Below are 13,607 nucleotides of genomic sequence, written 5' to 3'. Positions count from 1 at the left end.
GGGAGAGGGAGGGGACCCGCGCCGCAGGCGTGGGGAGGGTGAGGGGGATGTCCGTAGCGGCACGTTCGGCAAAAGCGCAACCCCCTCACCCTAACCCTCTCCCCAGAGGGGAGAGGGAATTCACGTCACCACGTCATGTTGACGGTCAGCAGAGCCGTCCGGCCCTCGGCGTAACCGCAGGAGAACTGGGTCTGGCAGCTCGCCACATACTCCTTGTCGAACAGGTTGGTCACGGCGAGATTCACGCCCCAGGCGGCGGGCTTGTAGCCGATCCGCGCGTCGAAGACGGTGGCGGCGGGGACCTTCAACGTGTTCTCGTTGTCGGCCCAGGACGAGCCGACGTAGCGCACGCCGCCGCCCACCGACACGCCGTCCAGCGCGCTCTCCCGGAAGGTGTAGTCGAGGAAGGCCGAGCCCTGGACCTGCGGCACGATGTAGGGGGTCTTGCCGATCAGCGCCGGGTTGGCGTCCTTCTTGATGTCGAGGTCGAGCGCGGTGAAGGAGGCGACCGCCTTCAGGTTCGGCGTGATGTTGGCCTTGGCCTCAAGCTCGATGCCGCGTGAATTGACCTCGCCCAACTGCGTCTCGGCGTTGAAGGCGCCGGTCACCACGTTGGTGCGCGTCAGGTCGAACAGGGCCGCGGTGAAGATGGCGTCCATCCAGGCCGGACGGTACTTGACGCCGACCTCGTACTGCTGGCCGGTCTCCGGCTTGAACACGCCGGCCACCGCCGACGATCCCAGCACCGGGTTGAAGAAGGTCGAGGCGCTGACATAGGGGGTGATGCCGTTGGCGAACTCGTAGGCCAGACCGGCGCGCCCGCTGAACTTGCCGTCCTTGCCATCGTAGGCGGGCGTGCCGTCGGCGTCGGTCGAGGCGATGTCGTAGCGCCCGTTCAGCGTCACCAGGAAGCCCTGGCCGAAGCGCATCTGGTCCTGCAAATAGACGCCGAGCTGACCCATCGTCAGCTCCTGGTCGATGTAGGAGAAGCGCTGGCCCTGCGCGGCGCCGTAGACCGGGTTGGTGGCGCTGATCGGCGTGGCCGAGCCGGACGCCTGCACCTGATCCATCTTGAAATACTTGTAGTCGACGCCAACCAGCGCCGTGTGGGCGACCGGCCCGGTCTGCCACTTGGATTCGAGCTGGTTGTCGATCAGGAAAGTGTTGACCTTGGTCGTGTGCTCGAAATTGATGCGCGACAGCAGGTTGTCCGGGTCTGTCGGCACCGCCGAGAAGGCGTTGTAGCCGTAGGGGTAGACCGAAACCTCGTGGACCCGGCTGTAGCCGTAGCGGGCGTTCTGGCGGAAGGTCAGGTCGTTGTCGAAGCGGTGCTCGAACTCGTAGCCGACGGAGGCCTGCCGGCGCCGGTAGGTGTCGATGTCCGGCTCGGTGAAGTTGGACTTGCGGTCGATGCGCCCGAAGGGGGCCGGCTTCACCGTGCCGACATAGGGCAGGAAGGCGCCGCCGTTGTGCGTCTCGTCGATGTCGGTGTAGTTGCTCAGCACCGTCAGCGTGCTGCGCTCGTTCGGTGACCACTTGAAACTCGGCGAGATGGTGCCGCGGAAGCCGTCCGCGAAGTCGGTGTAGCTGTCGCCGCCGGCGATGCGCCCGGTCAGCCGGTAGCTCAGCGTCGGGTCGATGGCGCCGCCGACGTCCACGCCGAGATGGGCGGTGCCGTGCTGGTTGATCCCCGCCTCGACCGAGCGCACCGGCGTGTCGCCGGGCCGCTTGGTGACGTAATTCACCAGACCGCCGGGGTTGCTGCCGCCGTAGAGGACGGAGGAGGCGCCGCGCAGCACCTCGATCCGCTCCAGCGTGTAGCTGTCCACGAACTGGCCGCCGAAACCGTAGCTGTAGAGCTGGAGCCCGTCCTGGTAAATGCCGGTCTGCGTCGCCTGGAAGCCGCGGATGAAGATCCAGTCGGTGTCGCTGTCCGAGCCGAAGGGCTGGCTGAAGACGCCGGGGGTGTAGCGCAGCGCCTCGTCCACCTTCTGCGCGCCGCGGTCGTCCATCTCCTCGCGCCCGATCACCGAGACGGACTGCGGGACCGCCTCCAGCGGGATGTCGGTCTTGGAGCCCGTGGCCGAACGGCCGGGCACATAGCCGCGGACCGGGCTGGTGGCGGTGTCAGCGCTCCGGTTGCCCTCGACGGTCACGGGGGCCAGGACCGCCGGGGCGGCCGCGTCCTGCGCCTGGGCGAGCGCCGGCACCAGCAGGGCGGCGAGCGCCGTGCTGCTCAAAAGGAAGCGGATCAGTCGCTTGTTGGAAATATCACTCATCGCAATCGGCCTCGGACTGTATGCGGCATCCGCGGAACGCCTTCGGACCGGCGGGTCCCGAAGCGTCCTGGTTGTTGCGAATGATTAGCATGTGCATGAAGCGGCGCGATTGAACGGTCTTTGGACGGGTTGGACGATCTTCCGGCATTCGTCGGTGCCAAGGTGCCTCGGGCGGTGCGTCGGGCAGCGCCCGGCTCAGCCGGTGTGGTTGCGCAGCCACGCGGCGGGCGTGGTGCCGACGATCTGGCGGAAAACGCGCGTCAGATGCGCTTGATCGGAGAAGCCCGCCATCACCGCGGCGGCGGCGAGCGTCATGTCCGATCCGGTCAGCAGGCTCTTGGCCCGTTCCACACGGACCCGCATCTGCCATTTGTGGGGCGGCAGGCCGGTCGAGGCTTTGAAGGCGGTGCAGAAATGGGTGGTGGACAGGCCGGTCAGTTCGGCCAGTTCCTGCAGGCGGATGGGGCGGCTGCAATGCTCCTCGATGTAGTCGGTGACGCGCTTCAACTGGCGCGGCGGCAACTGGCCCCGCTTGCGGTCGGCGACGGGTTCCGCCTGCGCGAGGCCGACGAACAGCGCGGCCATCAGGCTCTCGCCATAGAGATCGTGCAGGTTCCCCGACGTCCGGCACTCCGCGGCGATCAGGCGGGCCAGAGCGAACAGACGCTCGTCCGCGAAATTCAGCCGCGGCCGCTCCATGCCACGGACGTCCAGCCCCTCCGCGACGCGGCCCCCCAGCACGGACATGTCGAAATGGAGGTCGAGATGGGTGAGCCGGCGGACGTTCACCGTGCGCGACCACACCCGCAGGCCGGCGGGCACGTAGCTCAAAGGCTCGCGCCGGCTGAGCCGGCCGGCCTCGCCGCGACCGGGCGAGGCCGTGACGTGCAGCCCGCCTTCGCCCACCTGATCCAGGACGACGACCAGCCGCGGAGCCTCGGACACATATTCGCCCTGGCCGTTCCGGTCGCAGGCGACGTTCCAGATGTCGGCGATCATCCCGTTCCAGGCGCGCCACTGAAGGTCACCCAGGATGGTGATCCCTTCCGTGCTGCTTTGCATTCTGGGATGGAACGGCATGGATCGGCCTCCCAGCCACCGGATTGAACAGACCCCCGGAATCCTCCCCCGAGCCGCCAGACCTATAGGGCAAAAGGCAATTGCGAACAAGTCGCATTCTTACTTGCCGCCCCGGCCAGCCGGTGGAGAGGGGGCAAGGGCGCGACGAACCCTGAATTCCCGGTCACATCAACCCTTCCTGAAGGGCTTGGTGGACCGTTCTCACCGTCGGGCGAAAGCCGAGACGGCGCGCGAGGGATGCATCGACGTGCAGATGCCAGGGATGTGGGAGGGGCTCGGCACGCGACGCCAGTCTTGTCTCCAGCACCCCGGCAAGCTCGAGGATGGACATCGGCGCGTCGTCGGCAACATTGACGATGCGCCGATCGAACACCCCGTTCAAAGCCAGCGTCATCGCCGTGGCGATGTCGCGGTGATGAATGGTGCTCATCCGCTGCGCCGGATGCCAGTCGCCGACGTATTTCGGGAGCGATTCGAGATGCCCGTCCCCATCGCCGTAAACGAACGGAAAGCGGACGATGGACCAGGTCAGGCCGCTGTCCCGCAGGGCGTTTTCCGCCGCCACCTTGCTTGCGGGATAGGCCTGTTTCGGATCGACCGGGTCGTCCTCCCGGCCGGGATGCGGGGTGTCGATGTCGTAGACGTGGCTGGTGCTCGACAGGATGAAGCGCGCCTCCGGGGCGTGCGCTTTCACCGCGGCGATCAGGTTGCGGGTTCCGTCGAGGTTGCTCCGCCAGATGAGGTCCGTGTCCTGGGTGCGGAAGACCGCCGCCAGGTGCACGACCGCCGAGACGCCGCGGACGGCGTCCGGCAGTGTCGACGGGTCGAGAATGTCGCCCGTCACGGCGGTTGCTCCGGCGGGACAGGGCTTTCCGGCCCGCAGCAGCAGCCGGCAGGACCGTCCCGCTTCGATCATCCGCGGGACGAGCCGCTCACCGACCAGCCCCGTCGCTCCGGTGATCAGGATCGTCATCGGCTCACTCCTTGCGCAGAAGGTTGTTCAGGCGTCCGGTCGCCGTTTGCAGGACACGGATCGTCGTGGCCAGTTCGGCCTCGTCGATGCCGCCGAACGCGGCGTCGTGAATGAACGAAAGATCGGGAAGCTCACGCCACAGGGTTTCGCCCGCGGCGGTGAGCGTCAGAAGTCGCTGGCGCTGGTCGTCCCCGCTCGATGTCTGGCGAACCAACCCCTTGCGGACGAGCGTGGCGACGATTCCGCTCAAGGTCGCCCGTTCGAGTTCGAGCGCCCGCCCGAGGTCGCGCTGAACGGTCGGGCCGACATGCGCCAGATGCCAGAGCACATACCATTGCGTCGATCCCAGATCGTACGGCCGCAGGGTGGAGTCCATGAGGGCGCGGCCGGCGAGGTAGCACCGCTTCGTCCACGCTCCGACGGTCGGATGCCCGGCGTCGCTCCGCTGATCCATGACAGGCAAGCTCCCCATAATTCGTTCGCTACCTAGCGATATTCGCAAGGTAGCGAATGAACTGTCAAGAGGGAGGCGTGGGCACCGTCGTCAGCGGTTGGCCGTCTTGTCGGCGAGGGCGGCGCGGTCGATGACGTCGTACAGCTCAAGATCCTCACGGGCGATGCGGTGCTTGAGGGCGATCACCACCTCGCGCGTCTCGCGGACGAAGGTTTCCGGGTCCTTGGACACCGCCAGCGGGCCGGGCCAGCTGGACCGGTAGCGATCGAAGCGGGCCCGCAGGCTGCCCATTTCGGCCTGGAAGCGCGCTGCCGTGGCGCGCAGCGCCGGGGTCGGGTGGGCCAGCAGGCGCGGGTAGAGCGCGCTGTCCTCCAGCGACAGATGGACGGTGAACACACCGAACAGGTCGCGGACCGCCGTGGCGAGGGCGGCGGCGTTCGCCACCGGGGACGGCGCCGCCAGCAGGGAGTCGATCCGGTCGACGAGCTGCCCGACGGTGGCGTGGTGATGGCGGTACAGGGTGGTGCTGATGGCTGCACTGGACATGACGAGGTCTCCAACCGGGGCCGCCAGCGAATGGGCGGTGCGTGACGGTGAGAGTGCCGGCGGGAGCCTCGCCGTTCGTTGTGCCAGAGCAAGCAGGGGGAGGGTCGGCGGAGAAACGACGTGGCGGGGAGCGGGGCGCTCGGCCCCGGCTCCCCGCCGCGCTGGAGGCGATGGTGCGGTCAGGGACGCTCAGTCGTCCCCGTGCCCGTGAGCCAGCGCCGAACCGGTCGGCACCGCCGCCGCCGGCTTGCCGGCCCCGACCATCGTGCGCAGCAGGACGTAGAAGACCGGGGTCAGCAGCAGGCCGAACAGGGTGACGCCGATCATTCCGGCGAACACCGCCACGCCCATCGCGTGGCGCATCTCCGAGCCGGCGCCGGTCGAGGTGACCAGCGGCACCACGCCCATGATGAAGGCGATCGAAGTCATCAGGATGGGCCGCAGCCGCAGCCGGCTGGCCTCGATGGCGGCCTGGACCACGCTGCGCCCCTGATGCTCCAGCTCGCGGGCGAACTCGACGATCAGGATGGCGTTCTTTGCCGACAGGCCGACCAGCACCATGAAGCCGATCTGGGTGAAGACGTTGTTGTCGCCCCCCGTCAGCCACACCCCGGCCAGCGCCGACATCAGGCTCATCGGGACGATCAGCAGGATGGCCAGCGGCAGGGTCAGGCTCTCGTACTGGGCGGCCAGCACCAGGAAGACGAGCAGGATGCTGATGGGGAAGATCCACAGCGCCGCGTTGCCGGCCAGGATCTCCTGATAGGTCAGGTCGGTCCATTCGAACCGCACGCCGCGCGGCAGGGTCTCCTGGGCGATGCGCTCCGCCGCCGCCTGGGCCTGGCCCGACGAATAGCCGGGGGCCGGGCCGCCGTTGATGTCGGCGGCGGTGTAGCCGTTGTAGCGCACGACCATCTCCGGCCCGTAGCTCTGCTTGACGGTGACCAGCGAGGAGAGCGGCACCATGTCGCCCTGGGCGTTGCGGGTCTTCAGCAGGCCGATGTCGGCGGATTCGGCGCGGAAGGGCGCGTCCGCCTGGACGCGGACCTGATAGACGCGGCCGAAGCTGTTGAAGTCGTTCACATAGAGCGAGCCCAGATAAATCTGCATGGTGTCGAACACCTCGCCGATGGGCACGCCCTGCTGCTTGGCCTTCACGCGGTCGAGATCGACGTCGAGCTGCGGCACGTTGATCTGGTAGCTGGAGAAGGCCGGCCCCAGCTCCGGTGTTTCCATGGCCTTCTTCAGGAAGGAGCCCACCGCCGCGTTCAGCGCCTCGTAGCCCAGCGCGCCGCGGTCCTCGATCTGCATCTTGAAGCCGCCCAGCGTGCCGAGGCCCATCACCGGGGGCGGCGGGAAGATGGCGACGAAGGCCTCTTTCAGCCCCGCGTAGCGCTTCTGCAGATCACCGGCGATGGCGGCGGCCGACAGCGACGGGTCCTTGCGCTCGGCGAAGGGCTTCAGCGTGACGAAGACGATGCCGGCGCTGGAGCTGTTGGTGAAGCCGTTGACCGACAGGCCGGGGAAGGCGACGGCGCTCTGCACGCCGGGGCGGGCCAGCGCGATGTCGGTCATCTCGCGGATCACCGCCTCCGTGCGGTCGAGCGAGGCGCCGTTGGGAAGCTGGGCGAAGCTGATGAGATATTCCTTGTCCTGCGCCGGGACGAAGCCCATCGGCACGGTGCGGCCGAGCAGCACGGTGACGCCGAGCAGCCCGACATAGACCAGCATCATCAGCCCCTTGTGCCGCACCACCCCGCCGACGCCGCGGCCGTAGCCGGTCGAGGCGCGGTGGAAGACCCGGTTGAACAGCCGGAAGAAGCCGCCGAAGACCTTGTTCATGGCGCGGGTCAGCCAGTCCTGCGGCTGGTCGTGGCCGCGCAGCAGGACCGCCGCCAGGGCCGGCGACAGGGTCAGCGAGTTGAAGGCGGAGATGACGGTGGAGATCGCGATGGTCATCGCGAACTGCTTGTAGAACTCGCCGGTCAGGCCGCTCATGGCCGCCAGCGGGACGAAGACGGCGACCAGCGTCAGCGCGATCGCGATGATCGGGCCGCTGACCTCCTGCATGGCGCGGTAGGTGGCTTCCTTGGCCGACAGGCCGTTCTCGATGTTGCGCTCGACGTTCTCGACGACGACGATGGCGTCGTCCACGACGATGCCGATGGCCAGCACCATGCCGAACAGCGACAGCGCGTTGATCGAGTAGCCCAGCCCCAGCATCAGCGAGAAGGTGCCAACGATGGACACCGGAACCGCCAGCAACGGGATGATCGAGGCGCGCCACGTCTGGAGGAAGACGATGACCACCAGAACGACCAGGGCGACGGCTTCCAGCAGGGTGTGGATCACCGCGTCGATGCTGGAGCGGACGAACTGCGTCGGGTCGTAGACGATGCTGTAATCGACGCCGTCCGGCATGTCGGCCTTGAGGTCGGCCATGGTCGCCCGGATGGCGTCGGAGATGGCCAGCGCGTTGGCGCCCGGCGACTGGTTGATGCCCAGCGCCACCGCCGGCTTGTTGTCGAGCAGCGAGCGCAGGCCGTACTGCGCCGCCGCCATCTCGACGCGGGCGACGTCGCGCAGCAGGGTGACGCCGCCCTGCTCCCCGGTCTTCAGGATGATCGCGCCGAACTCCTCAGGCGTCGTCAGGCGCCCTTGCGCGTTGATCGAGAGCTGGAGGGGCGTGTCGGGCAGGGAGGGGGAGGCGCCGATGACGCCCGCCGCGACCTGGACGTTCTGCTCGCGGATGGCCGCCACCACATCGGACGCGGTCAGGCCGCGCTGGGCGACCTTGTTGGGGTCGAGCCAGACGCGCATGGAATAGTCTCCGGCGCCCCACACCTGCACCTCGCCGACGCCGCTGATCCGGCTCAGCCGGTCCTTGACGTTCAGGATGGCGTAGTTGCGCAGGTAGGTCATGTCATAGCGGTCGTTGGGCGACAGCAGATGAACGACCATGGTCAGGGTGGGCGAGCTTTTGACCGTCGTCACGCCCAGCCGCTGCACGTCGGACGGCAGGCGCGGCAACGCCTGCGCCACCCGGTTCTGCACGAGCTGCTGCGCCTTGTCGGGGTCGGTGCCCAGCCGGAAGGTCACGGTCAGCGCCATGTTGCCGTCGCTGTTGGCCTGCGACTGCATGTACAGCATGTTTTCGACGCCGTTGATCTGCTCCTCCAAGGGGGAGGCGACCGTTTCGGCGATGACCTTGGGGTTGGCGCCCGGGAACTGGGCGCGCACGACGACCGACGGCGGAACGACCTCCGGGTATTCGGAGATGGGCAGCTGGAACAGCGAGATCGCTCCCGCCAGGAACAGCGCCACCGACAGCACGCCCGCGAAGATCGGGCGGTCGATGAAGAATTTCGAGATGTTCATGATGGCCTTCCCAGCGGGCGGCATGGAGTTTGGCGTGAAGTTTGGATGCAAGGCCCCCTCCGTCCCCCGCGGTGCGGAGGACGGTTGGCCGTGGACGGCTTCTCCCGCGACGCGGGGAAGGATCGGGGAGGGGGCGGGGCTGTTACTGGTTCGCGGCGGTCTCGATGGCGTCCGCCGGCTTGCCCATCGCCACGGTCTTCGGGCTGATGCGGGCGCCGGGGCGGGCGTGCTGGACGCCGTTGACGACGATGCGCTCCCCGGCGGCAAGGCCGCTCTTGACCACCCGCAGCCCGTTCTGCGCGGCGCCGGGAATGATCTCGCGGTACTGCACGGTGTCGTCGCCGCCGACCACCAGGACGAATTTCTTGTCCTGGTCGGTGTTGATGGCGCGGTCCTCGACCATCAGCGCGTCGTGCGGGGTGCTGCCGCCGACCTTGACGCGGGCGTAGAGGCCGGGGACCAGCATGCCGTCCGGATTGTCGAACTTGGCGCGCACGCGGATGGTGCCGGACACGGAATCGAGCCGGTTGTCCACATGCTCCACCGTGCCGCCGCGCGAATAGCCGCTCTCGTTGGCGAGGCCGAGCTGGACCGGCACGTCGGCGGCGTCCTTCACGCTGGCGATGTGGCGCAGGTAGGTCTGCTCGTCGACGTCGAAGGAGGCGTAGATCGGCGAGACCGAGACCAGCGTCGTCAGCGGGGCGGCGGAGGCGCCGGACGCCACGACGTTGCCGACCGTCGCCTCGGCGCGCGAGACGCGGCCGGAGATCGGCGCGGTCACCTGGGTGTGCTCCAGGTCGATGCGGGCGAGGTCGAGGGCCGCCTGCGCCGCCTTCAGGTTGGCGCCGGCCTCGCGGGCGGCGTTCTCCTTCTCGTCCAGCGTCTGGCGCGAGACGGTGTTGTTCTGCACGAGCCGCTGGGCGCGGTCGAGGTCGGCGGTGGTGAAGCGCACCGCGGCCTGCGCGGCGGCGACCTGGGCCTCGGCGCGCGCGACCTCGGCGACGTGGGGGCGCGGGTCGATGGTGAAGAGGGGATCGCCCTTCTTCACCAGCGCGCCGTTGCGGAAATGCACGGCGGTGATGGCGCCGGACACCTGCGGGCGCACCTCCACCCGGTCGACCGCCTCCAGGCGGCCCGAGTAGGACTGCCAGTCGGTGATCTTGCGGGCGACAACCGGCGCCACGTCCACCTCGGGTGGCGGCGGGGCGGCGGCAGACGCCGCGGGGGCGTCGGCGCGGCCCTGGGTGGAGACGACGCCGGCGACACCGGCGGTCGCGGCGCCGACGGCGAGAAGGAGGGCGAGCTTCGAAGGAGACAACGACATGGGACCACTCTCCTGGGGAGTCAGACGGGGACGCCGCGGCCGTCCGCGGAGGACAGGCGGCGGCGGAAAAAGTCGGCGACCGCCAGCAGCGCCGGGCGATGGCCGGGCAGGGCGGCGTGCGAAATGGCGGGGAAGCGGGTGACCTCGGTGGGCACGCCGGCTCCGATCAGGTTGGCGGCGTACTGCTCCGCCTCGATGCGCAGGACGTCCTTCTGCGCGGTGACGATCAGCGTCGGCGGCAGCCCGGCCAGCCGGCGGGAATCCAGCGGTGCGGCGTAGGGGTGCACGCGCTGCGCGGCGTCGGGCAGATAGGCGCGGTAGCAGCGGGCGTAGGCGGTCGCCGGAACGTCGCACTGCATGGCCTGGGCGTCGCCGGCGCGGGTCAGGCTGGGGTCCAGCATGGGGCCGAGCAGCGCCTGGGCGCGGATGTCCACCGCGCCCTGGTCGCGCGCCAGGAAGGTCAGCGAGGCGGCGACATGGCCGCCGGCGTCGTGCCCGGCGACGCCCAGCCCGTCCTTGGCGATGTTCAGGTCGCGGGCTTCGGCCAGGGTCCACAGGGCGGCTTGGTGGGCGTCGTGGGCGGCGGTGGGGAAGCAGTGGGCCGGGGCCAGCGAATAGCCGACCGAGACGACCAGCGCCGGCACGCTCTCCGCGATGGCGGCGGCGGCGGTCTCGGCCTCCTCCAGCGAACCGGAGGTGAAGCCGCCGCCGTGCAGGTACAGCAGGGCCGGGACGGTCAGCCCGATCAGCGGCCGGTAGAGCCGCAGCCGGATGTCCTGGGCGTGGCCGGCGATGGTCCGGTCATCGACCGAAAGCCGGCACGGCTCCGTCCCGGTACTGCGTGTGTTCGACTGATCCGACGAGCGGCCCATGATCCGACGGTGCCCCGGCACCCCTCCCGCATTGCAACAGGAGGGAGTGTGGGCGTTTGACCGGTCGGAATAAATACGCGGTCAACGGCAACACAATTCGGATCGCATGAACAATCCGATCCACAGGAGGCCCGGCTCACACCACGCAGAGACGGGCGCCCTCCGGTTCCGCGGTGGCGGGAGCGGGCTTGGGCTTCTCCCGCTCCGGACACTCGTAACCGTCGATCTCCTCGCCCTGCATCAGCGGGCAGCCCTCGAACAGCTCGGCGACCCAGTCGACGAAGGCGCGGACCTTGGGCGACAGGTGGCGGTTGTGCGGGTAGAGCGCGGAGATGGGCATCAGGGCCGGGCGCCACTCCTTGAGGATCTCCACCAGGGCGCCGCTGCGCAGGTGGGGCAGCGCCATGAAGCGGGCGGTCTGCCCGATGCCCAGCCCCTCCAGCGCGCAGGTGACGTAGGCGTCGGCGTCGTTGACCGAGACGGGGCCGTTCAGCTTCACCTCGTGGACGACGCCGTCGCGCTCGAAGCTCATCTCGTGCATCTTGCCGGTGCGCGTGAAGTAGTTGACGGCGCTGTGGCCCTCCAGCTCCTCGATGGTCCTGGGCGTGCCGTGGCGGGCGAGATAGGCCGGGCTGGCGACGGTCACCGGGCGGAAGGCGCCGACCCGGCGGGCGATCAGGCTGGAATCCACCAGGTCGCCGACGCGCAGCACGCAGTCCACCCCCTCCTGGATCAGGTCGATGGGGCGGTCGCTCATCCCGATCATGATCTCGATGTCGGGGTAGCGGGCGTGGAACTCGTGGATGGTCGGGATGATGATGAGCCGCCCGACCGAGCCCGGCATGTCCACCCGCAACCGCCCGCGCGGCGTCTTGCGGGCGCTGGTGAAGGAGGTCTCGATCTCCTCCAGGTCGGAGAGGATGCGGGTGGCGCCTTCCAGATAGGCGGCGCCGTCGAGCGTCAGGCTCAGCTTGCGGGTTGTCCGCTGGAGCAGGCGCACGCCGAGCGCCGCCTCCAGGTTCTGGATGGTCGTCGTCACCGAGGCGCGCGGCAGGCCCAGCGTGTCGGCGGCCTTGGTGAAGCTGTTGACCTCGACGACGCGGACGAAGACGCGCATCGCGTGCAGTTTGTCCATGGTCGGTCCATCGACGCAGTGGGGGCGGCCAGCACACAAACGGAGCGGGCCGGGTTGCGCCTATCTAAGCACAGCCCGGCGCGAAGTCGATGGGGCTTTAATTGTCCCCTCTCCCCTCTGGGGAGAGGGTTAGGGTGAGGGGGTTGCGCTTTTGCCGGACGTCCCGCCACGCGCATCCCCCTCACTGGCCCTTCGGGCCACCCTCTCCCCAGAGGGGAGAGGGCTAACCGCGCCAATGCAGTTCCGTTGGATGGGGCACTCTCAGGTCGCCGGCACCGGCTTGGCGGCCGGGGCGCGGCCCAGCGTCGGGACCAGCAGCGCGGCCCCCAGGCAGAGCAGCCCGGCGATGAAGAAGGCCGGCAGGTAGCTGTCCAGCGTGCTGCGGGCGTAGCCGGCCCCGAAGGCGGCGCAGGCCGCACCGATCTGGTGCCCGGCGAAGATCCAGCCGAAGACGAGGTTGGCGCGCTCCCGCCCGAAGCGTTCCGCCGTCAGCCGGACGGTCGGCGGTACGGTGGCGATCCAGTCCAGCCCGTAGAACACCGCGAACAGCGACAGGCCGTAGAGGGTGAAGTCGGAATAGGGCAGGAACAGCAGCGACACCCCGCGCAGCCCGTAATACCAGAACAGGAGCCAGCGGTTGTCGTAGCGGTCGGACAGCCAGCCCGAGGCGACCGTGCCGACGAAGTCGAAGACGCCCATCAGCGCCAGCAAGCCGGCGGCCCGCACCTCCGGCACGCCGAAATCGACGCAGAGCGGGATCAGGTGGGTCTGGATCAGCCCGTTGGTGCTCGCCCCGCAGACGAAGAAGGTGGCGAACAGCACCCAGAAGACCCGCGTCTTCGACGCGTCGCGCAGGGCGCCCAAGGCGGCGGCCACCACCGAACCGGCGGGCGGCGGCGGGGCGGTCGCCGCACCCTCCTCGCCATAGGCGGCCAGCCCGAGGTCGGACGGACGGTCGCGCATCAGGGCGAGCACGGCCAGCGCCGCCACCCACAGCAGCCCGCACAGCAGCGCCAGCGCGACGCGCCAGCCCATCTGCTCGGTCAGCATCGACAGCAGCGGCATGAAGACGAGCTGCCCGGTGGCCGAGCTGGCGGTCAGAAGCCCGACGACCAGCCCGCGCCGCCGGCTGAACCAGCGCGTCGCCACGGTGGCGCCCAGCACCATGGCGGTCAGGCCGGTGCCGAAGCCGACGACGAAGCCCCAGAGCAGGATCAGCTGCCAGACCTCGCGCATGGCGAGCGACAGCAGAAGCCCGCCGCTGACCAGCGTCAGCGAGGACAGCACCATCCGCTTGACGCCGTAGCGGTTGATGAGCGCGGCGGCGAACGGCCCCATCAGGCCGAACAGCAGCAGGCGGATGGCGAGTGCTATGGAGATGTCGGCGGTGGACCAGCCGAACTCGCGCTGCAGGGGCAGCAGGAGGACGCCGGGGGCGCCGACCGCACCGGCGGACACCAGCATGGTCAGGAAGGTGACGCCGACGACGGCCCAGCCGTAATGGACGTTGCGCCGCGCCAGCGCGGCGGCGACGGGGGAGGACAGCATGGATGGGGTTCCGGTCTG

The 13,607-nt window shown here is 69.1% G+C and carries 10 protein-coding genes; all 10 read right to left on the bottom strand.

Annotated features, from left to right (window positions below):
• Positions 1-125: 125 nt before the first annotated feature.
• The 10 genes from FBZ83_RS14360 to FBZ83_RS14315 all read right to left on the bottom strand — a co-directional run bounded on the left by FBZ83_RS14360 (position 126) and on the right by FBZ83_RS14315 (position 13,589).
• A complete protein-coding gene (locus FBZ83_RS14360; RefSeq protein ID WP_145683953.1) occupies positions 126-2,279 on the bottom strand; it encodes a TonB-dependent siderophore receptor in 2,154 nt (717 codons plus the stop codon).
• Between the two features lie 195 nt (positions 2,280-2,474).
• Positions 2,475-3,359, bottom strand: a complete 885-nt coding sequence (locus FBZ83_RS14355; RefSeq protein WP_145683946.1) for a helix-turn-helix domain-containing protein — start codon at positions 3,357-3,359, stop codon at positions 2,475-2,477.
• 163 nt (positions 3,360-3,522) lie between these two features.
• Positions 3,523-4,332: an NAD-dependent epimerase/dehydratase family protein gene (locus FBZ83_RS14350; RefSeq protein ID WP_145683940.1), complete on the bottom strand. Its 810-nt coding sequence runs from the start codon at positions 4,330-4,332 to the stop codon at positions 3,523-3,525.
• Between the two features lie 4 nt (positions 4,333-4,336).
• Positions 4,337-4,786 carry a MarR family winged helix-turn-helix transcriptional regulator gene (locus FBZ83_RS14345; protein WP_145683938.1) on the bottom strand — a complete coding sequence of 150 codons (450 nt, stop codon included), beginning with the start codon at positions 4,784-4,786 and terminating at the stop codon, positions 4,337-4,339.
• Positions 4,787-4,876: 90 nt separating this feature from the next.
• The gene (locus FBZ83_RS14340) at positions 4,877-5,332 is read right to left on the bottom strand and encodes a hemerythrin domain-containing protein (protein WP_137106588.1); all 456 of its coding nucleotides are present in this window, start codon (positions 5,330-5,332) and stop codon (positions 4,877-4,879) included.
• 189 nt (positions 5,333-5,521) lie between these two features.
• Complete coding sequence (locus FBZ83_RS14335; RefSeq protein WP_145683936.1) at positions 5,522-8,710, bottom strand: efflux RND transporter permease subunit; 3,189 nt, start codon at positions 8,708-8,710, stop codon at positions 5,522-5,524.
• Positions 8,711-8,852: 142 nt separating this feature from the next.
• Complete coding sequence (locus FBZ83_RS14330; RefSeq protein ID WP_145683934.1) at positions 8,853-10,034, bottom strand: efflux RND transporter periplasmic adaptor subunit; 1,182 nt, start codon at positions 10,032-10,034, stop codon at positions 8,853-8,855.
• 20 nt (positions 10,035-10,054) lie between these two features.
• Positions 10,055-10,906 (bottom strand): alpha/beta hydrolase, encoded by an 852-nt coding sequence (locus FBZ83_RS14325; protein ID WP_145683932.1) that lies wholly within the window; start codon positions 10,904-10,906, stop codon positions 10,055-10,057.
• Between the two features lie 136 nt (positions 10,907-11,042).
• Positions 11,043-12,041 (bottom strand): LysR family transcriptional regulator, encoded by a 999-nt coding sequence (locus FBZ83_RS14320; RefSeq protein WP_145683930.1) that lies wholly within the window; start codon positions 12,039-12,041, stop codon positions 11,043-11,045.
• Between the two features lie 261 nt (positions 12,042-12,302).
• Complete coding sequence (locus tag FBZ83_RS14315) at positions 12,303-13,589, bottom strand: MFS transporter (protein ID WP_145683928.1); 1,287 nt, start codon at positions 13,587-13,589, stop codon at positions 12,303-12,305.
• Positions 13,590-13,607 lie beyond the last annotated feature (18 nt).

Source organism: Azospirillum brasilense (genome assembly GCF_007827815.1).
In the GTDB taxonomy this organism is placed as follows: Bacteria; Pseudomonadota; Alphaproteobacteria; order Azospirillales; family Azospirillaceae; genus Azospirillum; species Azospirillum brasilense_C.
This window is presented reverse-complemented; position numbering and strand designations above follow the sequence as displayed.